Origin of the sequence: Lentzea sp. NPDC092896 (assembly GCF_044754905.1) — a bacterium.
GTDB lineage: Bacteria > Actinomycetota > Actinomycetes > Mycobacteriales > Pseudonocardiaceae > Lentzea.
Genome location: NZ_JBIVPX010000003.1, coordinates 926,208 through 951,875, shown reverse-complemented (window position 1 = coordinate 951,875; position 25,668 = coordinate 926,208). Strand labels below are relative to the sequence as shown.

The following is a 25,668-nucleotide window of genomic DNA, read 5'->3' as shown; positions in this document are numbered from 1 at the left end:
GCTGTGATCAGGAACTTCGCCGTCGTCGGTCCCGGGCAGGCGACCAGGGAACGACTGACGGCGGCTCTAGGGGCGGCGCCGAACATCTCGGTGTACCGGATCGGGCGGGGCGCGGACCCGTTGCCGGTCTCGGCCACCTTCGACCCGGCGGACCAGCCGGGCTGCCGCAGCCTGCTGGACTGGTTCGAACGCGGCGCGCCGGCGGGTGCGGTGCTGCTGGTGGACGACTGGGAGCTGTGCGCCGACCTCGACCCTGGGCTGGACAGGACCGTCGAGTGGATCGCCGCGTTCGGTCCGGCACGCGGTGTCCAGACGGTCGTCACGGCACGGAAGTGGGCGGCCGTACCGGATCGGTTGCGGCGGCACCTGCACGGTGAGGCGACGGACTTCCTCGCGCTGCACGGCATCGAGCCCGATCTGGGCAACAAGTACCAGCACGACGACCTGAAGGCCGCCATCGGGTCAGACGCCCGCGGCTGGCCGGTGCACCTGGACCTCAGCGGCCCCGTCGGCACCTGCGTCGGCCCGGCCGCGGAACGCGAGCAGCAGCTCCTGAGCGCGTTGCTGGGCCTCATGGTCACGCACTCGTCGAAGGACCTGAACTTCGGCTTCTTCGACATGAAGAACGTCGGCGTGTTCGACGGCCTGGACGCGGCGCCGCACGTGGCGTTCACGCTCACCGGAGAGACCGGGGACGGGACGCTGGAGCGGTTCCACGACGGCCTGGCCGGCGAACTCGACCGCAGGGAGCGGCTCGCCAGGTCAGGCGAACCGTTCCCGGCCCTGCTGCTCTGCGTGGACGGCGCCGAGGTGCTCGTCGAACGGCTCCCCGGCTACAAGCGCGTCCTGGAGTCCTTCACCCGTGCCGGCCGCGAGCTCGGCGTCCACCTGCTCTGCTCGGGTGACGTGCCGCTCACCATGCCGTTCCCGGTCCCCGCCTGGCCGTCCGCGGTGACGCCGTACGACCTCGAGGAGTGGGCCGAGGTCCTGCCGCCGGCGCTGGCCGGATCCGGCCCGCCCGCTCACGAACTCGCGCTGCCGCCACCGCGCAAGTCCACTGCGGAAGCCACGGTGGCCATGCCGAAGCCACCGCTCAGGTCCACTGTGGACCTCACACTGGACGTGCTGCCGCCCGGCGCGATCGGCCTGGTGGACTCACCGTCCGAGCAAGGCCGGGACGTCCTGGTCCCGGTGTTCACCGAGGAGCTCCGCCACGGCGCCATCGTCGGCAGGCCGGGCACCGGCAAGAGCACCACGCTGCGCACCCTCGGCTCCCTCCTCGGCGATCCGAGCCGCTACCAGCTCCTCGACGGTCCCGGCGAACCGCTCGACCCGCGACGCCACATCGTCGTGACGGCCCGCAGCTGGGACCAGGTGCCGCCGTTCATCAGGAACAGCCTGGCCTTCGCCGTCGAGTTCCGCCTGGACGACCCCGGCACGTCCCTCGTCGACGCCCGGCAGGCGGCCCAGGTGCCGGATCGGCCCGGGTTCGGTCTCTGCCTGCCCCACCGCCTGCACACGCAGATCGCGCTGCCGTGAACCACCTCGCGCTCATCGGCCCGCCTGACGCCGTCGCGTCCCGAATCGGGGCGATACAAGGGGTCTACCGCATCGGCAAGGGTGACGTGGCGGGCGTCGCGGTGAGCTTCGACCCCGGCGACGAACGGCGGCGGCAGAACCTGCTGGCGTGGTTCGAGCGCGGGGCCGAACCCGGCGCCACCCTGTTGGTCGACGACTGGAAGTACTGCAGCGAAAGCGATCCCGGGCTCGCCGACACCGTCCGGTGGATCGCGGCGAGGGTGTGGAACGTCCGGGTGATCGTCACCGCGCGGTCGGTGGACGAGCTGCCGGAGCGGATGCCGTTGCGGATCGAGGTGCTGGACTTCCTCTCGCTGCACGGGTTGAGGCGCTTCACCAAGGCGCTCGCGTGGAAAGGCCGGTGGTGGAAGGTTCCGGTCGGCGTCGGCTCGGACGGCAGGCCGGTGGTCGCGGAGCTGACGCACTTCGCCGACGGGAAGTGGCGCACGGGATCGCATCTGAGCGTCACGGCACCGGAGGCGTTCCGGAGTCTGGTGCTCGGGCTGATGACCACGCACTCACCCAAGTTGTTCCAGGCGGTCTTCGTCGACGCGCACGACTCGGGTGTGTTCGAGGGGCTTGACCAGGCTCCGCACGTCGTGGCTCATCATCGGCACGCGGCAAGGGATCCGCAGGGGATCGCGGACCTGCTCGTCGCCGAGTCGGAACGCCGGCTGGAAGTCGTCGGCAACGCCTGGACGATCTTCGACCACCGCGGCTTCGACCAGGTGCTGCCGCAGCTCCTGGTCTGCGTCAGCGGGTTCGCGGACATCGGAGAGCCCGCGTTCGCCGCTATCTCGGCGGACGTCGGCAAGTCCGGGATGCAGCTCCTGTTCGACGGTCCGAGCGAGCTGACGGACCTGCTGGTCGACGACTGCGCGGCGCCCGCGAACCTCGGCGAGATGGCGAGGTCGTTGCCACTGCTGATGCGCGAGGAGGAACCGGCACCGGACTTCTTCGCTCTGCACGAGATGCCGAACAGGCACGCGTGGAGGCCACGCCCGGTCAGGTTGCAGTACCGGGCTCCGGTGGGGGTGGACGAGTTCGGGCAACCGGTCGAGGTAGACCTGAAGTCCAAGCACCTGCAAGACGGCATGGGCCCGCACGGCGAGGTCGTGGCCCCGGACGAGCGACGGGCGGAAGGCGTTCGCGCGGTGGTTCTCGGCCAGATGGCACGGCATTCACCGGAAGAGCTGGAGGTCGTCCTCATCGACTTCCACGGCAACGGTGTGTTCGCGGGAATCGACGGCGCACCGCACGTTCGGCACGGCATCGTGGACCTGCTGGAGGACCACGAACAACGGGCCCGGACGTTGGCGCACAACAACTTTCGCACCATCTGGGACTACCGCGCCGCCGGGCTCGTCCTGCCGGAGCTGCTGATCTGCGTCGACGGCGTGCACGCTCTGCTGGAGGAACGCCCGGAGTTCCGGGAGGTCCTGCAGACACTGGCCACGGCGGGACGCACCTACGGTCAGCACCTGCTGCTGTCCGGCACGACCCCGGGCGAGCACGCGTCGTACCGGCTGGAGTTCACCGATGGGGGCTGGACGCGACGGATCGGCAGGTCGGTGGAGAAGCTGGTGCTCCCCACCGACCTGCACGACGTGGCGTGGTCGCTGCCCGTGGCGATGGCTAGCTCATGAACGGCGCAACTTCCGTTGTGCGTCATAGAGGTTGCGCGGTGTCACGGAGGTCGTGCCGTAGAGCTCCAGGCGGGAGTTCAGCTCGCCGGTGAAGTCCGGCTTGTCGATCTGGCCGAAGTCGCGGACCTCGGAGATCGCGACGGTGGCGCTGCACGGTGCCACCTGGTCGATGCGGACGTTGCCGGCGCGCTGGTTGGTGACGCTGACGTTCCAGTGCGCGAAACGCGCGCCGTACAACGGACCCGCGTTCGCGCTGCCGCCGTGCGCGCCGACGTTGTTGATGGTGATCTCGGTGCGGACGTTGGCGAACGGCAGGCCGCGGTGGGTGTCGAAGACGTCGTGGTCCATGCGGCCGCGGGTCCAGACGTTGCCGCAGGACAGGCCTTCGACGTTCAGGCCGTGGTTGCCGGCGCCCGCCTGCGAGGGTTCGGACGGTGCCTCGATCACGAAACCATCAGTCAGGTTGTCGTGGGACTGCTCGCGCACCGCGTACGCGTGGTGGTGGCCGCGGCCGGACACGTGCGTGTTCAGCAGCGAGATTCCCTTGGAGGACACCAGGAGGAAGCCGTTGTCGACGTCCTGGACGTGCACGTCGTCGGCCCAGCAGTCCCACGCGCACTGGAACGCGAGACCGTTGTACCCCTTGTCCAGCAGGTGCTTCGGCGTCGGCACCTTGAACATCTCGATCTTGATGCCCTCGACGCCCGCACCCGTGACGACCGGCGCCATCGTGGTCAGGCGCGCCTTCCACTCCGGGCGGATCTCCAGCGGCAACGGCTGCGCGAGCTTCACCCTGTTGCCGCGCACCCACTCCACGCGCACCGGCCACAGGAAGGGGAAGTACGACAGGAGCTTGTCCTTGTCGTCCCACTTGTAGGTCTGAGTGCCTGGGATGTCGCCGCACATGTGCTTGGGCAGCGAGTACTCGGAATCGTCCAGCCGCAACAGAACCCGTTGACCTGCATGCAGCTTCCGTCCGTTCTCGACGGTCACGACGAACGAACCCCGTGCTGCGGAACCGGTCACCGCCGTCAGCGTCGAGCCCTGCTCCAGCTCGTTGCCCGTCCAGCCCTCGAAGGGCCACTTCTTCGCCTTGATCGCGTCGACCAGCGGCTGGTAGCGGTCGCGGTGGCAGACCCACACCAGGCCACCCGACCAGCTCCACGCCGAGTTCTCCGAGCCGTAGCGGCTGCGGTTGATGCCGACGATCTCCTCCAGCGACCGGGTCGCGTAGAACGTCGTCTTCGCACTGCCCGCGCCGCGCAGCACCACGTTGTCGTAGCCGATGCGGATGATGTCGTCGATCCGGTAGCGGCCCGGTGGCACGTGGACGGTGCCGCCACCCAGCCTGCCGACGAACTCGATCGCCTTGTTGATCGCCGCGGACGCGTCGGCCGAACCGTCGCGGCGCGCGCCGAAGAAGAGGACGTTCGCGAGGACGGGGCGACGGGCGGGCTTCTCACCGGCGCGGTAGCCGGCGAACGAGATGTTCGGGATCTGCGGGTGGTTGTACGGGTTGGCAACGAACTCCTGCCACAGCGAAGCGGAGGACTGCGCGGAGGCAGTCCCCGTCAACGCTGACGACCCGACCACCGCAACCCCTGTAGCCAGCAGGAATTGCCGTCTGTCGATGCTCATTTCGCCGTCTCCAAGGGGTCTTGGCCACGGCGGCGGTGGTCAGATCAAACCAGACATCAGGCCCCCGCGGAACGAACCGCCTCGGAGATCAGCTCGTCCACCTGGTGCAGCATCCGGCGGCCGTCGGTCGGCGTGAACGTGCTCCACGGCGGCTGACCGTTCGAGGAACGGCGTTGCTGCAGGTAGCGGCCCTCTTCGGTGTCGAAGAACGCGACCACGCGCTCGGGCCGCCAGCGCTTGCCGTACTTGTCGCGGGCCGCCGCGCCGAAGTTCCCGGTGTGCACGATGCCGGTGAACATCTTCACCAGCGCCTTCGCGTCGTCCTCGCGCAGCCCGATGTTCCGGAACGCGGCCTCCGTCGACTTCGGCGAGCCGTCGGTCTGCGCGATCGCCTTCTCGATGTCCGCGCTCGGCAGCGTCACCGAGAGCCCCGTCCCGGCGGGGTGCGCGGGCAGCAGGGACAGCACCGCGGAGGCGAGCCCGGAGCCCTCCCACGGCTGGAACGTCAGCTGGTCGTCCCGCAGCGTCGCGAGCGCGCCCCAGTCGCCGTTCGCCACGGCGAGGACGCGCAGGCTGTGGCCGAGCCAGAGGCGGCCGTCCGCCTCCCGCTCGGGCTTCACGAACATCCGCAGCAACCCGTCCAACTGGGACGAGAGACCGCGCGAGTTGCCCAGGCGCCGGTGGTCCAACTGCTGGTAGACGCGGTTCTCGAGCTGGATTCGCTCGTCCCGCGTCTTACCCGGGGTGGGAACTTTGAGCACGAGCGGCATGGGGCCGACGTTCATGCGTTCCCACAGCACGTCGAACTCCTCGGCGGAGAGAGTGATCGGTTCTCTCTCCGCCGGAGCGCCGAACAGGCTCACTCTGACAGGCCGCCGATGACCGGCGGCGCGACCATGCGCTCGTCGCCGAACACGTCGTCGGTCTCGACCAGGTAGTCGGCCGCCTTGTGCTCGATGTCGTCCTCGCCCTCGCCCTTCTGGCCGTGAGCGCCACCGCCACCGGCACCGGCCGCACCGGCCTTGCCGGCACCAGCGCCCGCACCGGAGCCCATGGCACCGCCGCGCATGCCCTCGGGGCCGGAGCCCATGCCGGACATGCCACCCGGCATGCCGCCGGGCTTCATCGAGCCGGCCTGGCCGGACGAGCCGAGCGAGCCGGACATCGGCCCGAACGCCTTGCCGCCACCGAGCTGACCACCACGAACGCCACCGGAGCCGCCAGAGCGACCGGGGCCTCCAGGTCCACCGGGACCGCCCGTGCCCGGCCGGGTGAACACCGGACCGCCGGGGACCGGCGTGGGAGTCGGCGTCGGGTGCGGGACGTTCGTGGGCGGCGGGGTGTACGTGGGAGGAGGCGTCGGTGTCGTCGTCGGAGGCTGCGTCCACGACGTGTGCGTGGTGTCGGTGGGCGGCGGCGTCCAGCCGGTCGAGACCTGCTGCTGCGTCGTCGTCTGGGGCTGCGTCCACGACGGGTTGGTCGTGCCGGTGTTCGTACCGGACGGCCCGCCGGGACCGGTCGACGTGTACCCGACGCGCGTGCTGCCGGTACCCGTGTCGGCCGGAGGCGGCGTGTCGATCACGACCTGCGGCGGCGTCGGGAAGTCACCGAGCGTCGAGGAGTTCCAGCGGCTGTCCGACTGGTAGTCCTCCATGACCTGGACGGCCTTGGCGGCGGCGTTGTCCGCCGCGGCTTCCTGCCGCTCGTGGTCCACCTGCTGGCCGACGACGTGGGCCATGCCGACGGGACCGGTCAGCGCACCTGCCGCGATGTCGAGCAGGCCGGGCTTCTCGGTCGTGATCGGGACGACCTCGGGCATCTTCTTGCGCGCGTCGGCGATGTACTCGCCCTGCAGGCGCGCGGAGCTCTCCATGGTCGTGGCGCCGGACTCGGCGAAACCGGCCCACTCGGCCAGCGGCGACAGCGCGCCCTGGGCGGCGTCGGAGGCGTCGGACTCCCAGTCCGCGCCCATCTTCGACAGGCCGGTGTGCAGGTCGGCGTCGATCTGCGCGAGCGTCGCGGCGATGGTCTTCCAGCCCTGCTCCACCGGGATGGAGGCGGAGACGCCGGGACCGGAGTTGATCATCTTGTACAGCTCGGGGTGTCCGTACCCCTGGAAGCGGTGGTCAGTCATCGGTCAGTCCCCCTCTCAGTCCTGGTCCCGCAGGTGCTTGCCCCACATGGCGGCGTTGTCGCCCTCGGTCTGGCGGTACTGCTCTTCGATCATCTTGAGCTGGTCGATCACGCCGACGAGCTGCTTCTTGTAGAAGTCGAGCGCGGCGAGCGCCTTGTCGGACGTCTGGTCGTTGAACGCCTTCGAGGTCTCGCTGCTGATCGGGTCGCCCGCCCACGGCCTGGTGGGCAGGTCGTTCACCGCGTGCGTGATCTTGCTTTCGAACTCCGCCAGCGCCTGCTCGAAGGCCTTCCTCGCCTGGGGAATGGCGGACGGGTCCACCTTGAGCTTGCGCTGCCCGAACTCAGGCGGCGACGACGCGCCTCCACCACCATCCGCGAGAAACACGGCACACCCTCCTCAGTGACGGCCCCCCAGAAAATCGGGCCGCGTGTGCTTTTGGGACGACTTTAGCTCTGATGCATTACGCGAGTGACCGGTTCCCGGTACAAGGTGCGTACTTCTACTCAACTGTCATTTGGTCGCCAACGCGGTGCCGACGGCCTCCGCGAGCGCCTTGGCGTGCGTGCAGGCGGCCTCCGGCGTGTTGCCCTTCTCGCCGAACACCCCACCCGCGTCCACCAGCAACAACTGGCCGTCGTGAGCGTCGAGGTAGATCTCGCAGACCGGGGCGCCGCCCGGCGCCTCCCGCTGCGTCAGGTACGCGGGGTACCCGGCGACCTGGAGGGCGGTGAGCTTCGCCTCACCCGTCGTCTGCTTCAGCCTGTCCACTCCGCCGTTGAGAAGCGTGTGGATGCTCGACACGAACTTGACGGAGGCGTACGTCTGGTTGCACCGCTTGCTCCCCTCCCCGTAATCGGGGAGCGGATTACCCGGTTCGACCTTGCTCAAACCCAGAGCGGCCCTCTGGTCCTGCGCGACCAGCGAGCACGGGTCGACGGTCGTCAGGTCGACGGCCTTGGGCCTGTTCACCGGAGTACCGGCAGAAGTTCCGGTCGTCGGGGCGGAGCTGCTCTGATCCCCTGCGGACGGCGTGCCCGGTTCTGTGGATGAACACCCGGTCAGGACCGCTGCCAGCAGGAACGGGACGGCAAGTCGACGCATGACGGCCAAAATATCGGATCACCGGGCACGGAGGGTGCGCAACGACGTGTCCCGCGTCACCCGTTCGACGCATTGCCGGTGACCTCACAAAAAGGAAACCTTCTTTACGATACCCCGAAGCGCCGCCGCCCCGATGCGTCGAGGAGCGACATGCTGCGCAACCGACCACTACCGACTCTGGTCGTGGCGGCGGTGGGTCTGGCCCTGCTGGTGCCAGGTACCTCAGCCAACGCGGGCCCCGTGCCCGGCACCGGAGCGGCGCTCAAGGTGGCCGCCGCCCCAGGACAGACCTCCACCATCCCCGACTGGCGCATGCAGTCCAGCGCCACCGCCACGCAGTCCGGCAGCGTGATCTCCGGCCCGGCCTACACCGACACCGGCTGGCTGACCGTGCCCGCGCGGTCGACCGTCATGGCCGGGCTCATCGCGAACAACAAGTACGGGGACGTCAACTACTCGGAGAACCTGAAGAAGGCCAACGCCGGCGACTTCAAGGTGCCGTGGTGGTACCGCAAGGTCTTCCAGGCCGACCCGCAGCCGGGCGTGAACACGTTCCTCAAGCTCAACGGCGGCGTGATCTCCCGCGGTGAGGTGTGGCTGAACGGCACGAAGGTCGCCGGCACCGACACCGTCATCGGCGCGTACCCGACGTTCGAGTTCAACGTCACCAGCCTGCTGCGCAAGGGCGACAACGCGCTTGCCATCAAGGCGTCGCCGTCCGATCCCGCCAAGGACCTGGTGATCCACTTCATCGACTGGTCCCAGCTCCCGCCCGACCGCAACCAGGGCCTCTTCCGCGACGTCGACATCGCGCAGAGCGGCGCGGTCTCGTTGCGCGGCCTGCACGTGCTGAGCGACCTGCCGCTGCCGAACCTGAACAGCGCCACGGTCACCGTGAAGGTCGACGCGCGCAACAACACCGGCAGCGCGGTCACCACGACCGTCGCCGGCAGCGCGGCGGGCCAGAACTACAGCCAGAACGTGAGCCTGGCCGCGAACGAGACGAAGACCGTCACGTTCCCGCTCACCGTGACCAACCCGCAGATCTGGTGGCCGTACCAGATGGGCGCGCAGCCGCTGTACGAGGCGACGGCGAACGCGACGGTGGCCGGTGCGGCGTCGGACCAGCAGAAGACGACGTTCGGCATCCGCGAGGTCACCTCGAAGATGGTCAGCGGCAACATCCAGTACCAGATCAACGGAAAGCCGATCCTGATCCGCGGCGGCGGCTGGGCGTCGGACCTGTTCCTGCGCACCAACGTGCAGAAGATCGCCGACGAGATCCAGCTGACGAAGTCCATGGGCCTCAACACGATCAGGCTCGAGGGCAAGCCGGAGAACGACGAGATCTACGACCTGGCCGACCGCGCGGGCATCCTGCTGATGACCGGCTGGGAGTGCTGCTCGAAGTGGCAGAGCACCGGCAGCTACACGGCGGAGGACAAGAGGGTCGCCGGCGCGTCCGCCGAGGGCGAGGCCAAGCGGATCCGCAACCACCCCAGCGTGTTCACGTTCCTGATCGGCTCGGACGAGGCCCCGGTCGCCGCCGTCGAGACGATCTACCTGGACGCGTTGAAGCGCGCCGACTGGCAGACGCCGATCGTCACGGCCGCCGCCCGCCGCAGCTCACCGCAGCTCGGTGACTCGGGCATGAAGATGGACGGCCCGTACTGGTGGGAGCCGCCGGTCTACTGGTACAACAACCAGAAGGGCGGCTCCGCGGGCTTCGCGTCCGAGATCGGCCCCGGCCTCGCGATCCCGGAGATGGACGAGCTCAAGAAGTTCCTGAGCCAGGCCGAGATCAACAAGCTGACGGACTACAACGCGTCGCAGTACCACCTGTCGCCGTCCGGCAACTTCAGCAAGATCGGCTTCTGGGGCACCGCGCTCGACAACCGCTACGGCAAGCCGTCCAACGTGGACGACTTCGTCAAGAAGTCCCAGCTGCAGCAGTACGAGACGAACCGCGCGCAGTTCGAGGCGTTCGGCCGCGACTTCTCCGACACCGGCGCGAACCAGGCGCAGGGCGTCATCTACTGGATGCAGAACGACCCGTGGCCCAAGCTGTTCTGGCACCTCTACAACTACAACCTCGCGACCGCGGGGTCGTACTTCGGTGCCAAGACGGCGAACAAGGCGCTGCACGCCCAGTACTCCTACGACGACAAGTCGCTCGCCGTGGTGAACATGGGCCTGGAAGCCAAGCAGGGTCTGCAGTTGCAGGTGACGGTCTTCAACTCCGACGGCACGCAGAAGGCGAACGAGACGCGTTCGGTTCCGGCCAAGGCCAACGGTTCCGTACGGGTCGGCAACCTCCCGCAGCCGTCCGGCCTCTCGTCGGCGTACTTCGTGCGGCTGCTGTTGAAGGACGCGAACGGCAACGAGGTCGACCGCAACGTCTACTGGCTGTCCACCAAGGCGGACACGCTGAACTACAACGGCGGCGACTGGTACTACACGCCGCAGGCCCAGTACACGGACCTGAAGTCGTTGAGCAGCCTGAAGGCGGGCCAGGTGTCGGTGTCCACCACCACGACGCCGGGCACGAACGGCAAGCAGGCCACCAGCGTGACCATCAAGAACACCGGCACGTCCGTGGCGTTCTTCCTGCGCGCCTCGCTGCGCAAGGGCCAGGGTGGTCCCGAAGTGCTGCCGGCCGACTGGTCCGACAACTACATCACGCTGTTCCCCGGTGAGACGCAGACGATCCGGGCCGAGTACCGGACGTCCGACCTCGGCGGCGCACAGCCGGTGGTCGAGGTCTCAGGGCACAACGTGAGCAAGCGCTAGCGCGAGTAGCGGTTCGCGACGACGGCGGGGCGTTCCACGGGACGGCCCGCGTCGAGCGACCACGCCAGCCGCACGTACTGCGCGTGCGTCCAGGCGAGTGGGGTGGCCGATTCGGTTCCGCGGCCACCCCACACCTGTTCGGGCAGCATGAGGCCGCTGTTCGCGGTCGCGGCGATCTGCCTGAGGCGCTGGGCCGCACCGGCCCTGTCACCGGCCAGCAGTTCGTACTCGCCGCGTTCACCGCTCAGCAACGGCCACAACCGGCCGTAGGTCCGGGTCGGTGTCGGCCAGTTGATGCCCCACGGCCTGCCGTCCGCGGTCTCGCCGTAGCCGTCCTGCGTGAACCGGTGCCAGTAGCCCTGTTCCTTCAACTGCTGGTCGACGACGGCGACGGTGGTGCGGACGACCGGGTCGTCGGCGCGCTTGACGCCGAGTCGCACCAGTTCGAGGAAGCTCGGGTCCACGACCGCGCGCTGGTCGATGTCGGTCGGGTTGTTGTCACCCAGGTTGTACCTGGTGCCCTGATCGGGCTTTCCGTCCTTGGTGAGCCGCAGGTAGTACGGCTTCGGCGAGTACGGCCCGGTGGTCGTCGCGGTCCAGCCCTCGACCTTGCTCTGCCACTCGTCGGCGGCCGCGAGATAGCGGTCCGCGTTCTCCCCGTTGCGCTGCAACAGATCCGCGAAGCACACGAGCCCAGCGACCACCGAGGCGATGGTGGCGGGCGAGTAGCCGTCCTGGTTCTCCCACCGCTCCTGCTCGCTGAACGGCGAGTTCGGGTAGCTCAGCAGGTAGTCGGCTGAACGACGCAGCGAGTCCACTGTGGACCTGTCCTCCCGGTCCAGGTGCCAGGCGAGCAGGAGCGGTGCCGCGGTCTGGTCGAGCTGGACCTTGGTCCACACCGGCGTGCCGTCGACCCGCGTGTTCTGCGGCAGGTGCCCGTCCGGTTCCTGCTGCTCGCGCAGCATGAAGTCCAGTGCGCGTCCGGCGAAGCCGCGATCGCCGGCAGCGATCATGGCCGTGGACACGTGGTACAGGTCGCGCGGCCAGACCAGCGCGTACGGGCCGAGTTCCGGTGCCAGTTCCCGGTCGGACCCGAAGGCCCACGGGAAGCTCGGCGACGCGATCGACGCACCGGGGTGGGTCTTGTCCTCCGTCGCCGCCAGCACCATGACGGACATGTCGTAGAGCCGCCGGTCCGCCGACTTCGGCCGCTTCAGGCCATCGAGGTAGGAGTGCCAGCCCTGCGCGTACTCCCTGGCGGCGGAGCGGAATCCGCGATCCAGCGCGGCCTGGGCAACGCCCTCGCCGAACCCGACCGCGAACGTGCCGTGCGCGCGTCGCACCGGCTCGGTCGGCAAGGTGCTCGCGACCTGGCTGGAGCCCTTCATCGGCACGTGCTCGACCGACAGCCGGACCGGGCGCTGCGCCGTGAGCTCCACGTCCGCGAGCACGGCGGCGCGCCGCGGGTCGGTGACGTAGGTGATCTCGGCCCGCCAGCCGTCGCCACGCAGCTTCTGCCGGAACGTCAGCGACCTGTCGTCGGCGGGCTCGGTGTAGGCCTGACCAGGCTTTCCGTCGACCAGCAGCCGCGTCTCACGAGTAGCGGGCGTGCTCAGGTCGGGGAAGAAGATCTCGGAGAGGCCCTGGTGTCCGAGCGTGAACCACACGGGGCTCGCCGCGGACCTGGCCGTGCCGAAGCCCTGCTTGTCGGCGGGCAGCGGGACCACCTCGGCGGAGGCACGGGCGATCGGGGCCGACATGACGAGCAGGAGCACGACCAGGGCCAATGACTTCATGCCCTGAGGTGTTCCCCGAGCTAGAGATCACCACGCAACAGGCTGTCGATGTTCTCCGGCGGACCGGGCCGAGCGAAGAACCAGCCCTGCCCCGTGTCACACCCAAGACGCAACAGGCGAGCGGCCTGAGCAGGCGTCTCCACGCCCTCGGCCGTGACGCCCAACGACAACGCGTGCGCGAGCTGCACCAGCGTCGCCACGATCTGCGAGTCGACCGGGTCTTCCTCGTTCTCGGCCCGCAGCCCCTCCATGAACGAGCCGGCGATCTTCAGCTCGTGCACGGGCAGGTGCTTGAGGTAGGCCAGGTTCGAGTAGCCGGTGCCGAAGTCGTCGATCGCGATGCGCACACCCATGTCGCACAACGCCCGCAGCGCCTCCAGCGGCTCGTCGGCGGTGCCCATGATCGCCGACTCGGTGAGCTCCAGCTGCAGGTGGTGCGGCGGTAGCGCGCACTCGTCCAGGATCTGCTTCACGTCGCGGACCAGCTCGGGGTCGCGGGACTGCCGCACGGCCAGGTTCACCGACACGAACGGGGCCGCGTCGCCGAACTCCTCCAGCCAGCGCCGGGCCTCCTCACACGCCTTGCGCAGCACCCACCGTCCCAAGGGGACGATCAGGCCGGTCTCCTCGGCCAGTTCGATGAACCGGTCCGGCGCGAGCCGCCCGAACTCCGGGTGCTGCCAGCGGACCAGGGCCTCGACACCGGTGACGGTGGAGTCCTCCAGGCGCACCAGCGGCTGGTACTCGACGTAGAACTCGCCGCGTTCCAACGCACGCGGCATCGTGGCCGAGAGCGTGAACCTGGCGACCTCGCGGGCGTTGCGCTCCGGGTCGTACAGCGCCCAGCGCGCCTTGCCGTCGGCTTTGGCCCAGTACAGCGTGATGTCCGCGTCGCGCATCATGTCCGCCGACGTCGTGCCGGACAGCTGCCGTTCGACGATGCCGATCGACGCCGACACCGACAGCTCGTGGCCCGCGATGCGGATCGGCGCCTCCAGCTCGGTCAGCACCCGGCCCGCCACGTCGACGATGTCCTGCTCGCCGGACGAGCCCTCGACCAGGATCACGAACTCGTCGCCGCCCATGCGCGCGACCAGCTTGCCCTCGCCGGACACCGAGTGGTCGAGCCGGCGGCCGACCTCGACCAGCAGCTGATCCCCTATGTCGTGGCCCAGCGAGTCGTTGATGACCTTGAAACCGTCGAGGTCGAGGTAGCAGAGACCGGCACGGACGTGCTTGGCGCGGTTGTTGAACACGCGCCCGAGGCGTTCGAGGAACAGCGCCCGGTTCGGCAGGCCGGTCAGCGGGTCGTGCAGCGCCTGGTAGCGCAGCCGGTTCTGCAGCAGGTGGCGGTCGGTGACGTCCTCGATCATCGCGACCTGGTACTGCGGCTCGCCGTGGTCGTCGCGGACCAGCGACAACGTCAGGTGCGTCCACACCTGCTCGCCGTCGGCCCGGTGGAAGCGCTTCTCGGCCCGGTAGTGGTCGCACTCGCCCGCGATGAGCTGGTCGTAGAGCCGCCACACGCTGCCCGCGTCCTCGGGGTGCATGAGGTCGCGCACGTTGTACTGGCGCATCTCCTCGACGCTGAACCCGAGCATGTCCTGCAGGGCCTGGTTGACGTCCAGGATCCGGCCGTCGATGGCCGCGATGCCGATGCCGATCGCGGCCTCGGTGAACATCGCGCGGAACCGGGCCTCCGAGGCCCGCAGCGCCGCCTCCGCCTGGTCGCGGGCGTCCAGCACGGCCGCCCTGATCGCCTCCTGCTCGGCGAGGGTGCGTTCCCGCAACGCGCGGGCGTATCCGGCGGCCAGCGCGCCCTGGAGAGCCGCCAGCCGGGACTGCAGCCGTTCGTCGCCGGGGAAGCCCAGCTCGCCCAGCAGGTCGTCGCCGAGCAGCTGGACGGTGCGGCCGAGCGTGTCGGTGCCGGTGAAGTGCGCGTCGACCAGCCGTGAGCCGATCTCGTAGCCGGGTGCCGTGCGGAACGGGCTCGCGAACAGCGCCTCGACGAGCAGCTCGGTGAGGTCCTGGAGGTGCTGGGCGACCTCGGCCCTGGTCATGGGCACGTAGCTCGACCCGATCACGGCCGTGGCCCAGCTGCGCGCGAACGACTCGGCACCGGCCAGTACGGCCGGGTCCAAAGGAGAGCGGTCCTCACGCACCCGGTGGTCAACCCGATCGGTCATCTTCTCGGCCCTAACCCCACGAACGCGCAGCATACGGCCGGTCGCCGTCCGGAGTCATCTCTGCTCCTTCCGGCCCAGCGCGGCGAAGCCCGGGAAGCGCCCGCCGGACTCCCCGATGTCGGCGGGTGACTCCGGATGCCAGGCGGGCACCCTGACCACCCCGGGCTCGACCAAGGCGAACCCGTCGAACAGGCGGCCGAACTCCGACCTGTCGCGGAACGTCGTGCTCGTGACGTCGCGGTTGTAGATCTTGCGCGCCGCCCGTGACGCGTCCGTCTCCTCGTCAGCCTCGTAGCCTGCGTGGGAGAGCGCGAGGAAGCTGCCGGGAGCCAGGTGGTCGCGATAGCCGCCGATCATGCCCCAGGGGTCCTCGTCGTCGGACACGAAGTGCAGCAACGCGATCATCAGCACGGCGACCGGCTCGTCGAAGTCGAGCTGCTTGTCGACCTCGTCCGAGGCCAGCACGCTCGCCCAGTCGCGGACGTCGGCCTGCAGCACGCTCACGTGCCCGTTGCTGGTGAGGATCGAACGGCTGTGCGCGACGGCGACCGGGTCGATGTCGACGTAGACGATCCGGGCGCCGGGATCGGCGGCCTGCGCGATCTCGTGCACGTTGCCGACGGTCGGGATGCCGGAACCGAGGTCCAGGAACTGCCGGACGCCCTGACCGAGCAGGTAGCGGACGGCTCTGCGCAGGAACGCGCGGTGGTTGAGGACGACGTCGCGGATCTCCGGCATCGTCTCCAGGGTCTTCTGGGCGACGGCCCTGTCCGCGGCGAAGTTGTGGGCGCCGCCGAGCCAGTAGTCGTACACGCGCGCGACACTCGGCCGTTCCAGGTCGATGTCCCCCGGGGCCCAGTTCGGCCGCTCCACCCGCTCACCCCACCCGCGTTCGTACCGTTCGCGCCCATCATGCACCCGCCGCTTGGCAGAATGCCGACCTCGTGAGGAAAAGTTTGCTGTTGTCGACCATTCTCGCGTCCATCGGCGTGTTTGTGCTGGTCGGCGGCGTGCTCCTGCTCTTGGACCCCGGCGCGCCCAAGCACGAGGCGATCAAGACGGGCGGTCTCGCGGGCGGTGCGATCGTCGCCCTCTACGCGTTGTGGCTGAACGACCGGCGCCGCAAGGTCGAGGAGGCGCGTCAGGAGATCGAGAGCCAGCGCATCGACCACGACAGGTCCCGCGTGGCCGACGAACGGTTCGCACGCGCCGTGGAGCTGCTGGGCCACGAGACGGCCCAGGTGCGCGTGGGCGCGATGCACGCGCTCGCAGGCCTCGCGAAGTCCAGGGTCGAGTACACGCAGACCGTGCTCGACATCCTCTGCGCGTACCTGCGCCAGCCGTACAAGAAGACGCGCAACGACCCGGAGGAGATCGAGCTGGAGGTCCGGCTCACCTCGCAGCGGCTGATCGAGGACCTGCTGCCGCGCCTGGAGGTGAAGAACCCTCCGATCTACGACCTCAACCTCACCAAGGCGCACCTCGAGTTCATGGACCTGTCGTACCGGCAGGTCGGCGACCTCTACATCCGCGTCGCCCACTTCGAGGACTCCAACTCGTTCCACCACATGAAGATCCACGGCCACTTCTACGTCACCGAGGCCACGATGAACGGCCGCTTCCACATGCACCACACGGAGATCGTGGGCAGGGCCTGGTTCAGCAGGTTCAAGGCGCAGGGGATCGCCATCTTCACGGACACGAAGTTCGGCGGCGAGACCAAGTTCGCGAACTCGGAGTGGGCAGAGGTGAAGGCCGACGGCTGTACGTTCGCCGTGCAACCCGATCTTCCCGAAGCGTGGAGGAACTGACGTGAAGTGGCTGGCCGCGGTGCTGTCCGCCGTCGTGGTGACAGGGGCGACCGCGGTTCTCCTCTACCTCGTCAAGGCCCCGCCCGTCGAGATCGTGAAGACGGCCGGTGTCGCCGGTGGTGCGATCATCGCGCTGTACGCGTTGTGGCTCAACGACCGCAAGCACTCGCTGGAGAGCGAGAAGGTGGCCGACGAACGGTTCGCGCGCTCGGTCGAGATGCTCGGCAACGAGGCCGACCAGGTGCGGGTGGGGGCGATGCACTCGCTGGTGTGGCTGGCGAACTCGACGCCGCGCTACAGGCAGACGGTCCTCGACGTCCTGTGCGCCTACCTGCGCAGGCCCTTCCACCACCCGTCGTGGGACGAGAACGGCGCCGACCCGGACACCGTGTACGTCAAGTCCCCTGACGAGCAGCGGGAACAGCAGGTCCGGCGCACCGCGCAACGGCTGATCCGCGACCTGTTGTCCTGGGGCGACAAGAAGAAGATCTACTACGACCTCGACCTGACCGGTGCCTCGCTGGAGTACTTCGAGCTCGACGGGCGCCGGATCAAGAGGTTCATCGCGCGGCGGGCCCACTTCTACGGGATCACCCGGTTCCCGCGGGCCGACGTGCAGAGCACGACGCTGTTCTCCGGCTCGACCTTCCACGGGCGGTTCGACCTGAGCTGGTCGAACTTCGAGGGAGGCATCGCGTTCAGCGAGGTGACCTTCAAGGGCCAGCTCGACGTGCGCGGCGCGAAGGTCGGGCGGTTCCTCGCACTCGTCGATCCCGCCCCCGCCGACCTGCGCGGAGAGCTGGAACTACTGCCCGGCACCGCGTTGCGCACCACGTACGAGGGCTGGGCGCTAACTGGCGACGTGCAGCCGGCCCGACCTCGCCTCGAAGACCATGTCGAGCAGGACGCCGGCGGCGGCTCCGACGGTGCCGGCCGTGACGACGACCGTTTCCGCGACGGGGACGTCTACGTCGCCGCGAAGGCCGACGAAGTGCGCGCGTTCGGTCTTGACGGCGAAGGACTGCGGGACGAGGGCGACCCCGAGTCCGAACGCGACGAAGTCAAGAAGTGAGTGCACGTCGTTGACCTCGACGGCGACGTGCCGCTCGACCCCGGCCGCGGCCAGCGCGCGGTCGACCTCGTCGCGCGTGCCCCAGTCGGCGTTGAAGTCGACGAACGACTGACCCGCCAGCTCGTCCAGCCCCACCGATTCCCTGGTGGCGAACAGACTTTCCGGCGCGCACGCGAGCACGAGCGGTTCACTGGCCAAAGTGGACGTTCGCAGGTCGTCGGCGATCTTCGGCTGCCGCGTGACGAACGCGAGGTCGAGGCGGCCCGCGCGAACGTCCTCGACCAGTTCGGCGTTGCCGGACTGGCGCATCCTGATCTCCACGCCGGGGTGCAGTTCGTGGAACCGCGCCAGCACGGCGGGCAGGTGCACCACGTGCAGGCACTGCAGGCTGCCGACGGACAACGTGCCGCGCAGCAGCCCCTGGACGGCGGCGACCGCGTCCCTGGCCGACTCGACGCTGCACAGCGCACGCCGGGCTTCTGGCAGCAGGGCCCGTCCGGCCTGGGTCAGCTCGACCTGGCGGGTGGTGCGCAGGAACAGCGGCGCGCCGAGCTCGATCTCCAGCGCCCTGATCGACGCCGACAGCGCGGACTGGGTGACGTGCATCCGGCCCGCGGCCCTGGTGAAGTGGCAGTCCTCGGCGACCGCGATGAAGTACTGAAGCTGTCTGAGTTCCACAATTCATCACCGTCGTTGCTGAATGAGATCACTTCTCTGCGTTGGACAGCTTAATCGTCAGGGTCCAGAGTGGAGGACATGCAGAAGCGTCGCATCGGAGAAGTGGAAGTCAGCGCCATCGGCCTGGGCGGCATGCCCATCTCCATCGAGGGGAGGCCGGAGCGCGCGCAGGCGATCGAGACCATCCACGCCGCGCTGGACGCGGGCGTGACGTTCATCGACACCGCCGACGCCTACTCGCTCGACGACACCGACTTCGGCCACAACGAGTCGCTCATCGCCGAAGGGCTGCGCGGCCGTTCCGAAGAGGTGTTCGTGGCGACCAAGGGCGGGCACACGCGCGTGCCTGGCGGCGGCTGGGAGCTCGACGGACGCCCGGAGTACCTGTTCAAGGCCGTCGACGGGTCGTTGCGGCGGCTCGGCGTGGACCAGATCTTCCTCTACCAGTTCCACCGGCCCGACCCGAAGACGCCGATCGCGGAGTCGGTCGGGGCGTTGAAGGAGATCCTGGACAGCGGCAAGATCCGCTACGCGGGTGTCTCGAACTTCAACCCCGAGGAGATCGTGCTCGCCAACGAGATCCTCGGCGGACGGCTCGCGGCCGTGCAGAACCAGTTCTCGCCGTCGTTCCGATCGAGTGAGCCCGAACTGGAGCTGTGCGACAAGCTCGGCATCGCCTTCCTGCCGTGGAGCCCGTTCGGCGGCATCGGCAAGGCGGGGGCGCTGGCCGGTCCGTTCAAGGAGGTCGGCGAGGCCCACGGCGTGAGCGCCCACCAGGTCTGTCTCGCGTGGATGCTCGCGAAGTCCGAAGTGGTAGTCCCCATTCCGGGTGCTTCTCGCCCGGCGAGCATCTCGGATTCCGCCTCGGCCACCCACCTGGAGTTGTCCGCCGAGGAGTTGTCCCGCCTGGACGGGTGACCCCGGTAGCAAATTGCGACAAATGGTCGCACGATCTAACCCATGCGGACCTTGATCAGCATCGTGGCGATCGTCGCCGGCATGACGCCGGCACCCGCGTCCGCGGCGCCCTTGCCCGAGGGCTCCGCGGACCACACCGCGGGATCCCAGATCCTCAAACACGAGGGAACGGGCATCCTTCGCGCGGACGAGTCTCCTCCCACCGACGGCAAAGTGCCCGGCATGGACGTGAGCAGTCACCAGGGCGACGTCGACTGGAAGTCCTCTTGGGACAAAGGTGCCCGGTTCTCCTACGTCAAGGCGACCGAGGGCGTCCACTACCGGAACCCGAAGTTCACCCAGCAGTACGACGGCTCCTACGGCATCGGCATGATCCGCGGCGCGTACCACTTCGCGCTGCCGGACCGCGCGAACGGCGTGGCGCAGGCGAACTTCTTCGTGGACAACGGCGGCGGGTGGTCGGGCGACGGCAGGACGCTGCCGCCGGCGCTCGACATGGAGTACAACCCGTACGGCGAGACCTGCTACAACATGAACCAGACCGCGATGACGGCGTGGGTCAAGGAGTTCAGCGACACGGTCTTCGCCCGCACCAGGCGTTATCCGGCGATCTACACGTCCACGAGCTGGTGGAACAAGTGCGTCGGCGGCTCGGTGAAGTTCGGCGACACCAACCCGTTGTGGATCGCGCACTACACCTCGAAGCTCGGCGCGCTGCCGGTCGGCTTCGACTTCCACACGATCTGGCAGTGGCAGGCGGCCGGACTCTTCCCCGGCGACCAGAACCTGTTCAACGGCCGGTTCGAGCAGCTGCAACGCATCGCCACGAGCTGAAGACGGCCCCGTCGCGATGACGGGGCCATCTCACTCGCCCTAGTCGAACAGGGCCGGGAGGGTGCCCTCCCAGGCCTCGCGGAGCTCGTCCAGCGGGAGTTCGCCCAGACCCTGGATCTCCAGGGCGTCCGACTCCGGGTCGACGACACCGACCTTGCGCCACGGCAGGCGGCGCGCGGTGCACATGTCGGCGAAGCGCTGTTCCTCGGTGCGCGGCACGGCGACCAGCACGCGGCCGGCCGACTCGCTGAACAGCTGCACGAACAGGTCGCCCTCGAGGAAGACCCGCGCACCCACCTCACCGATCAGGCACGTCTCGACCAGCGCCTGGGCCAGACCGCCCTCGGACAGGTCGTGCGCGGCGGAGACCATGCCGTCCCGCGAACCCGCGACCAGGACCTGGCTGAGCAGCTTCTCGCGCTGCAGATCCGCCTTCGGGGGCAGTCCGCCCAGGTGGCCGTGGACGTGGTGCGCCCACTCCGACCCGCCGAACTCGTCGCGCGTCTCGCCGAGCAGCAGCAGCGTCTCGCCGGCCTCGGCCCCGATCCCGGTGGGGATGCGGCGCCGCACGTCGTCGATCACGCCCAGCACGCCCACGACCGGCGTCGGCAGGATCGCCGTGGAGCCGGTCTGGTTGTAGAAGCTGACGTTGCCGCCGGTCACCGGGATGCCCAGCTCCGCGCAGCCGTCCGCGAGACCCTTCACGGCCTGCTCGAACTGCCACATGACCGCCGGGTCCTCGGGCGAGCCGAAGTTGAGGCAGTTCGTGACGGCGACCGGGGTGGCACCCGTGGCTGACACGTTCCGGTAGGCCTCGGCCAGTGCGAGCTTCGCGCCCTCGTACGGGTCGAGCCTGGTGTAGCGGCCGTTGCAGTCCGTGGAGAGCGCGACACCGCGACCGGTCTCCTCGTCGATCCGGATCATGCCGCCGTCGCTGGGCTGCGCGAGCACCGTGCCGCCGCGGACGTACCGGTCGTACTGCTGCGTGACCCACTTCTTGGAGGCCAGGTTGGGGCTGGCCGCCATGATCTTGATCAGTTCCAGCAGGTCGTCCGGCCGCGGGAGGCTGTCCGGCGTGTTCGCCTGCAGTTCGTCCTGGTCGGCGGGGCGTTCGATCGGCCTGTGGTAGACCGGGCCCTCGTGCGCGACGGTGCGCGGAGGCACGTCGACGACGACCTCGTCGTGGTAGGTGATGACCAGGCGGTCGCCTTCGGTCACCTCGCCGATCTCGGTGGCGATGACGTCCCACTTCGCGCAGACGGCCAGGAACGCCTCGACGTTGGCCGGTTCGACCACCGCGCACATGCGTTCCTGGGACTCGCTGGACAGGATCTCTGCCGGGGTCATTCCGGTGGCCCTGAGCGGCACGCGGTCGAGCCACACGTGCATGCCGCCGTCACCCGCGGACGCCAGTTCACTCGTCGCGCAGGACAGGCCCGCGCCGCCGAGGTCCTGGATGCCCGCGACGATGCCCTTCTCGAAGAGCTCCAGCGAGCACTCGATCAGCACCTTCTCGGTGAACGGGTCGCCGACCTGCACGCTCGGCAGCTTCTTGCGCTTGCCCGCGGAGTCGTCGAACGTCTCGCTCGCAAGGACGCTGACCCCGCCGATGCCGTCGAGGCCGGTGCGCGCGCCGTAGAGGATGACCTTGTTGCCGGTACCGCTCGCGTGCGCGAGGTGCAGGTCCTCGACCCGCATCGCGCCGACGCACAGGGCGTTGACCAGCGGGTTTCCCTGGTAGGACTCGTCGAACACGACCTCGCCGCCGATGTTCGGCAGGCCGAGGCAGTTCCCGTAGCCGCCGACACCCGCGACGATGCCGGGCAGGACGCGCCTGGTGTCCTCGGCGTCGGGCCTGCCGAACCGCAGCGGGTCCATGACGGCGAGCGGCCGCGCGCCCATCGCGAGGATGTCCCTGACGATGCCGCCCACGCCCGTCGCGGCGCCCTGGTAGGGCTCGACGTACGACGGGTGGTTGTGGCTCTCGACCTTGAACGTGACGGCCCAGCCGTCCCCGATGTCGACGACGCCGGCGTTCTCGCCGATGCCCGCGAGCATCTTGCCGCGCATCTCGTCGGTCGTGGTGTCGCCGAAGTACTTCAGGTGCACCTTGGACGACTTGTAGGAGCAGTGCTCGCTCCACATGACCGAGTACATCGCCAGTTCGGCGTCGGTCGGCCTGCGCTGCAGGATCTCCTTGATGCGCGCGTACTCGTCGTCCTTCAGGCCCAGCTCCTCGTAGGGCTGCTCCTGGTCGGGCGTCGCCTCGGCGTTCTTGACGGTGTCGATCACGCGTTCACCACCGTGTCGAGCAGGGACAGGAACACGCCCAGACCGTCGTCCGTGGGCCCGGTGAGCGCGTCGATGGCGTGCTCGGGGTGCGGCATGAGGCCGACGACGTTCCCCTTGGCGTTGGTGATGCCGGCGATGTTGTTGCGGCTGCCGTTCGGGTTGTCGCCGACGTACCGGAAGACGACGCGGTGGTTGTCCTCCAGCTCTTTGAGGGTGTCCTCGTCGGCCTGGTAGCCGCCCTCGCCCGACTTCAGCGGCACGAGGATCTCGGCGTTCAGGTCGTACCGGCCGGTCCACGCCGTGCTGTTGTTCTCGACCTTCAGCCACTGGTCGCGGCACACGAAGTGCAGCTTGTGGTTGCGGGTGAGCGCTCCTGGCAGCAGGTGAGCCTCGGCGAGGATCTGGAAGCCGTTGCAGATGCCCAGAACCGGCATCCCCTTGTTCGCGGCCTCGATCACTTCCTGCATGACGGGCGCGAACCGCGCGATGGCACCGCACCGCAGATAGTCGCCGTACGAGAACCCACCGGGCACGACGACCGCGTCAACGCCCTTCAGGTCGTGATCCCCGTGCCACAACGGCACGGCTTCCCCGTCGGCGTACCGGACCGCCCGCTGCGCGTCGACGTCGTCGAGAGTGCCGGGGAAGGTGATGACACCGACCCTCATGCCTCGACCCTGCGCACGGTCCAGTCCTCGATCACGGGGTTCGCGAGGAAGGTCTCGGCGATCTTGGCGAGCGTGGCGTCGTCGACGTCGTCGGCGACCTCCAGCTCGAAGCGCTTGCCCTGACGGACGGAGAGGACACCCTGAAAGCCGAGACGAGGCAGCGCGTTCGCCACCGCCTGGCCTTGGGGGTCGAGAATTTCGGGCTTCGGCATGACGTCGACGACGACTCGGGCCACGACAGACTGCTCCCGGGTTCAGAGGGGCTGGCGGTACCTCGAGAGCCTATCTGACCTGTGCGTTCATCCTCCCGACACGTGTTCGGGGGCACATCGTCACAGCACACCGATCGGGCCCGAACGATACCCGATCACACCCATACCCAGGAGCTATTTCGCCGAAAGCGAGACCGGTGGCAGTCCGGCCCGATCGGACGGATGCTGGGGATCATGAAGATCCTCGTGCTCGGCGGAACCGTGTTCCTCAGCAAGGCGATCACGACGGAGGCCGTCCGCCGTGGCCACGAAGTGTTCTGCGCTGCCCGCGGTGCCTCCGGCGGGGTTCCGGCCGGCGCCAAGCTCGTCCAGGTCGACAGGGACAAACCCGGTGCGCTCGACGCGCTGGCCGGTGAGCAGTTCGACGCGGTGATCGACGTGTCGAAGTACTCGGTGAACTGGGTGCGGGACGCGCTCGAGGCGTTCGGGGCGACGACGCCGCACTGGACGTTCGTGTCCAGCATCTCCGTCTACGCGGACCACTCGACGGGTAGCGACGAGTTGTTGCCGCCGCTGGAGGACGACCCGAACGAGGAGTTCACCTCGGAGCGGTACGGCAGCATCAAGGTCGCGAGCGAGAACGCGGTCAGAGAGGCCGTGGCCAGCCGCGAGTTCATCGTCAGGGCCGGGCTCATCACCGGGCCGAACGACCCGAGCGACCGGTTCGGGTACTGGCCAGCGCGGATGTCGCAGGGCGGGCGCGTGGTCGTACCGGACAGCCCTGACCTGGGGTTCCAGCACATCGACGCGCGGGATCTGGCGCAGTGGATCGTGTTCGCGGCCGAGGAGCGGGTCACCGGCACGTACGACTCGACCGGGCCCGTCATGCCGTTCCAGATGGCCATGGGCGAGATCGCCGGGGCGACGGCGCCGGCCGGGACGCAGCTCGTGCCGGTGCCGGAGAGCCTGCTCAAGGAGCTGAAGATCAACCCGTGGGCCGGGCCGCGGTCGTTGCCGATGTGGCTGCCTCAGGCGTGGGCCAAGATGGTCGGCCGCGACGTCAGCAACGCGCTGGCCAACGGGTTGCGGACCAGGCCGCTGGCCGAGACCGCGCTCGACTCGCTGGAGTACGAGCGCGGCCTCGGGCTGGACAGGACCCGCCACGCCGGCCTGACGCCGGACGAGGAGGCGGAGATCCTCAGCGCGCTACAGCAGTGAGTTGATCTGCGCGGCGACGAGGTCGATGCGCACGCCCTGGTTCGGGCAGCCGCCGAAGTGGTGGAGCCCGATCACCTTGTGCGTGCGCCTCGACAGCACCGGCGAACCGGACGAGCCGCCTTCGGTGTCACACATGTAGCTGATGTCGGACTGCGACGAACTGCCGTTCACCCGCACGGCACGCACGACGCAGTAGCCGCCGCCGTTGTTGTTGTCGCGCAACGACAGCTTCTTCAGCTTCCCGGCCGGGTGGCCGACGATGTACATCTCCTCACCCACGGCCGGAACGCGCGCGTCCAGTTCGAGGTAACCGAACGAGCTGATGGCCGCGAAGTTGTTCACGGTGAAGAGGGTGTAGTCCAGCGCGGCGTCGGTCTTGAGGACCTGGGCCGCCAGCACCTTGGTGACGGTGGCCGTGGCCGTGCCGCCGCAGGTCGGGCACTGGTAGTTGAACCACACCTCGATGCCGCTGACGCTGGTGAAGCAATGGTTGTTCGTCAGCAGGCGGTTGTTCGGGCCGACGCGCCACGCCGTGCACAGCGAACTGCCGTTGCGCAGCAGCTTCGCCACGGACGCCGTCTTGCCCCACTCGGTGGGGTTGCTGGACTGGTAGCAGACCGCGTCCTTGTAGTCGTTCGTGCCGCAGATGCTCTGCACGGACGGCTGCGAGGACATCTCGGCCTCGGTGTAGCCACGCGTGAGCTTGTCGACCCGCACGCGCGACAGCGGGTTCGTCACCGAGACCACGGCGCGGTCGCCGGTGATCGACATGGCCCAGAAGCCGGACGCGTCGAGCGTGGCGGTCAGCGAGGACTTCAGGTCTCTGGTGTACGTGTACTTCTCGGTGCCGTCAGGGTTCGACACCGTGAGCACGTCACCAGGCAGGATCCGCAGGTCCGTGAAATGCAGCTTCACGTAGCCAGACCCCGGTCGTTCGATCAGCGTCGAACGATTCGCGCCACCCACGCGGACTGAGACGTTCTCCTCAGTTCCGATTTCCTGCGTCTGCGGCGACGAGGCCTCAGCAGGTGTAGAGGTGGTGGTAGCAGGGACGATGGACGTCATCGGCAGGGCAAGCGCCAGTGCCGTGAGG

The 25,668-nt window shown here is 68.8% G+C and carries 20 protein-coding genes; 7 read left to right on the top strand and 13 right to left on the bottom strand.

What is annotated here, in order from left to right:
- Positions 1 to 3: 3 nt before the first annotated feature.
- Complete coding sequence (locus ACIQF0_RS20455; protein WP_401031325.1) at positions 4 to 1,539, top strand: hypothetical protein; 1,536 nt, start codon at positions 4 to 6, stop codon at positions 1,537 to 1,539.
- A complete protein-coding gene (locus ACIQF0_RS20450; RefSeq protein WP_401031323.1) occupies positions 1,536 to 3,224 on the top strand; it encodes a hypothetical protein in 1,689 nt (562 codons plus the stop codon). The genes ACIQF0_RS20455 and ACIQF0_RS20450 overlap by 4 nt, the downstream gene beginning before the upstream one ends.
- Here the strand turns inward: ACIQF0_RS20450 and ACIQF0_RS20445 are convergent.
- From ACIQF0_RS20445 to ACIQF0_RS20425, 5 genes are all read right to left on the bottom strand, one after another.
- Positions 3,219 to 4,862, bottom strand: coding sequence for a glycosyl hydrolase family 28-related protein (locus ACIQF0_RS20445; RefSeq protein WP_401031321.1), 1,644 nt, complete (start codon positions 4,860 to 4,862; stop codon positions 3,219 to 3,221). The two genes, ACIQF0_RS20450 and ACIQF0_RS20445, sit on opposite strands and share 6 nt — an antisense overlap.
- Before the next feature lie 56 nt (positions 4,863 to 4,918).
- Positions 4,919 to 5,725 (bottom strand): ESX secretion-associated protein EspG, encoded by an 807-nt coding sequence (locus tag ACIQF0_RS20440; protein ID WP_401031319.1) that lies wholly within the window; start codon positions 5,723 to 5,725, stop codon positions 4,919 to 4,921.
- Positions 5,722 to 6,996, bottom strand: coding sequence for a PPE domain-containing protein (locus tag ACIQF0_RS20435; RefSeq protein WP_401031317.1), 1,275 nt, complete (start codon positions 6,994 to 6,996; stop codon positions 5,722 to 5,724). The genes ACIQF0_RS20440 and ACIQF0_RS20435 overlap by 4 nt, the downstream gene beginning before the upstream one ends.
- A gap of 15 nt (positions 6,997 to 7,011) precedes the next feature.
- Complete coding sequence (locus ACIQF0_RS20430) at positions 7,012 to 7,383, bottom strand: WXG100 family type VII secretion target (protein ID WP_401031315.1); 372 nt, start codon at positions 7,381 to 7,383, stop codon at positions 7,012 to 7,014.
- A 126-nt stretch (positions 7,384 to 7,509) separates the two neighbouring features.
- Entirely contained in the window at positions 7,510 to 8,100 is a 591-nt protein-coding gene (locus ACIQF0_RS20425; protein ID WP_401031313.1) for a DUF3558 domain-containing protein, read from the bottom strand.
- Between the two features lie 150 nt (positions 8,101 to 8,250).
- Here ACIQF0_RS20425 and ACIQF0_RS20420 point away from each other — a divergent pair, with 150 nt between their 5' ends.
- A complete protein-coding gene (locus tag ACIQF0_RS20420; protein ID WP_401031311.1) occupies positions 8,251 to 10,890 on the top strand; it encodes a glycosyl hydrolase 2 galactose-binding domain-containing protein in 2,640 nt (879 codons plus the stop codon).
- Here the strand turns inward: ACIQF0_RS20420 and ACIQF0_RS20415 are convergent.
- Genes ACIQF0_RS20415 through ACIQF0_RS20405 form a run of 3 tightly spaced genes read right to left on the bottom strand, consistent with a single transcriptional unit; the run spans position 10,887 to position 15,745 of the window.
- Positions 10,887 to 12,686 carry a glycoside hydrolase family 15 protein gene (locus ACIQF0_RS20415; RefSeq protein ID WP_401031309.1) on the bottom strand — a complete coding sequence of 600 codons (1,800 nt, stop codon included), beginning with the start codon at positions 12,684 to 12,686 and terminating at the stop codon, positions 10,887 to 10,889. The two genes, ACIQF0_RS20420 and ACIQF0_RS20415, sit on opposite strands and share 4 nt — an antisense overlap.
- A 20-nt stretch (positions 12,687 to 12,706) precedes the next feature.
- Positions 12,707 to 14,872, bottom strand: a complete 2,166-nt coding sequence (locus tag ACIQF0_RS20410) for a putative bifunctional diguanylate cyclase/phosphodiesterase (protein ID WP_401031308.1) — start codon at positions 14,870 to 14,872, stop codon at positions 12,707 to 12,709.
- 54 nt (positions 14,873 to 14,926) lie between these two features.
- The gene (locus ACIQF0_RS20405) at positions 14,927 to 15,745 is read right to left on the bottom strand and encodes an SAM-dependent methyltransferase (protein ID WP_401031306.1); all 819 of its coding nucleotides are present in this window, start codon (positions 15,743 to 15,745) and stop codon (positions 14,927 to 14,929) included.
- An 89-nt stretch (positions 15,746 to 15,834) separates the two neighbouring features.
- Between ACIQF0_RS20405 and ACIQF0_RS20400 the strand changes: the two genes are divergently transcribed.
- Positions 15,835 to 16,683: a hypothetical protein gene (locus ACIQF0_RS20400; protein ID WP_360040910.1), complete on the top strand. Its 849-nt coding sequence runs from the start codon at positions 15,835 to 15,837 to the stop codon at positions 16,681 to 16,683.
- An 850-nt stretch (positions 16,684 to 17,533) separates the two neighbouring features.
- On the opposite strand, the gene ACIQF0_RS20395 is transcribed toward ACIQF0_RS20400, so the two are convergent.
- Positions 17,534 to 18,433 carry a LysR family transcriptional regulator gene (locus ACIQF0_RS20395; protein ID WP_401031304.1) on the bottom strand — a complete coding sequence of 300 codons (900 nt, stop codon included), beginning with the start codon at positions 18,431 to 18,433 and terminating at the stop codon, positions 17,534 to 17,536.
- 78 nt (positions 18,434 to 18,511) lie between these two features.
- On the opposite strand from ACIQF0_RS20395, the gene ACIQF0_RS20390 reads away from it, so the two are divergent.
- Together ACIQF0_RS20390 and ACIQF0_RS20385 are read left to right on the top strand one after the other, a co-directional pair.
- On the top strand, positions 18,512 to 19,351 hold the full coding sequence (locus tag ACIQF0_RS20390; RefSeq protein WP_401031302.1) for an aldo/keto reductase: 840 nt from the start codon (positions 18,512 to 18,514) through the stop codon (positions 19,349 to 19,351).
- A gap of 42 nt (positions 19,352 to 19,393) precedes the next feature.
- Entirely contained in the window at positions 19,394 to 20,185 is a 792-nt protein-coding gene (locus ACIQF0_RS20385; RefSeq protein WP_401031300.1) for a lysozyme, read from the top strand.
- 39 nt (positions 20,186 to 20,224) lie between these two features.
- On the opposite strand, the gene purL is transcribed toward ACIQF0_RS20385, so the two are convergent.
- The 3 genes from purL to purS are packed head-to-tail and all read right to left on the bottom strand — an operon-like array spanning position 20,225 to position 23,381.
- Positions 20,225 to 22,477 carry a phosphoribosylformylglycinamidine synthase subunit PurL gene (purL, locus tag ACIQF0_RS20380; protein ID WP_401031298.1) on the bottom strand — a complete coding sequence of 751 codons (2,253 nt, stop codon included), beginning with the start codon at positions 22,475 to 22,477 and terminating at the stop codon, positions 20,225 to 20,227.
- On the bottom strand, positions 22,474 to 23,145 hold the full coding sequence (gene purQ, locus ACIQF0_RS20375; protein WP_401031296.1) for a phosphoribosylformylglycinamidine synthase subunit PurQ: 672 nt from the start codon (positions 23,143 to 23,145) through the stop codon (positions 22,474 to 22,476). Before purQ ends, purL begins: the two co-directional genes overlap by 4 nt.
- On the bottom strand, positions 23,142 to 23,381 hold the full coding sequence (gene purS, locus ACIQF0_RS20370; protein ID WP_360040894.1) for a phosphoribosylformylglycinamidine synthase subunit PurS: 240 nt from the start codon (positions 23,379 to 23,381) through the stop codon (positions 23,142 to 23,144). Before purS ends, purQ begins: the two co-directional genes overlap by 4 nt.
- Before the next feature lie 210 nt (positions 23,382 to 23,591).
- On the opposite strand from purS, the gene ACIQF0_RS20365 reads away from it, so the two are divergent.
- A complete protein-coding gene (locus tag ACIQF0_RS20365) occupies positions 23,592 to 24,575 on the top strand; it encodes an NAD-dependent epimerase/dehydratase family protein (protein ID WP_401031293.1) in 984 nt (327 codons plus the stop codon).
- On the opposite strand, the gene ACIQF0_RS20360 is transcribed toward ACIQF0_RS20365, so the two are convergent.
- Positions 24,564 to 25,490: a trypsin-like serine peptidase gene (locus ACIQF0_RS20360; protein WP_401031291.1), complete on the bottom strand. Its 927-nt coding sequence runs from the start codon at positions 25,488 to 25,490 to the stop codon at positions 24,564 to 24,566. The two genes, ACIQF0_RS20365 and ACIQF0_RS20360, sit on opposite strands and share 12 nt — an antisense overlap.
- Positions 25,491 to 25,668 lie beyond the last annotated feature (178 nt).

Excerpts from the sequence above, each read along its gene's own strand:
- ACIQF0_RS20420 (WP_401031311.1), top strand. The coding sequence starts at position 8,251 with ATGCTGCGCAACCGACCACTACCGACTCTGGTCGTGGCGGCGGTGGGT.
- ACIQF0_RS20425 (WP_401031313.1), bottom strand. The coding sequence starts at position 8,100 with ATGCGTCGACTTGCCGTCCCGTTCCTGCTGGCAGCGGTCCTGACCGGG.
- ACIQF0_RS20390 (WP_401031302.1), top strand. The coding sequence starts at position 18,512 with ATGCAGAAGCGTCGCATCGGAGAAGTGGAAGTCAGCGCCATCGGCCTG.
- ACIQF0_RS20365 (WP_401031293.1), top strand. The coding sequence starts at position 23,592 with ATGAAGATCCTCGTGCTCGGCGGAACCGTGTTCCTCAGCAAGGCGATC.
- ACIQF0_RS20385 (WP_401031300.1), top strand. The coding sequence starts at position 19,394 with ATGCGGACCTTGATCAGCATCGTGGCGATCGTCGCCGGCATGACGCCG.
- ACIQF0_RS20435 (WP_401031317.1), bottom strand. The coding sequence starts at position 6,996 with ATGACTGACCACCGCTTCCAGGGGTACGGACACCCCGAGCTGTACAAG.
- purQ (WP_401031296.1), bottom strand. The coding sequence starts at position 23,145 with ATGAGGGTCGGTGTCATCACCTTCCCCGGCACTCTCGACGACGTCGAC.
- ACIQF0_RS20445 (WP_401031321.1), bottom strand. The coding sequence starts at position 4,862 with ATGAGCATCGACAGACGGCAATTCCTGCTGGCTACAGGGGTTGCGGTG.
- ACIQF0_RS20410 (WP_401031308.1), bottom strand. The coding sequence starts at position 14,872 with ATGACCGATCGGGTTGACCACCGGGTGCGTGAGGACCGCTCTCCTTTG.
- ACIQF0_RS20415 (WP_401031309.1), bottom strand. The coding sequence starts at position 12,686 with ATGAAGTCATTGGCCCTGGTCGTGCTCCTGCTCGTCATGTCGGCCCCG.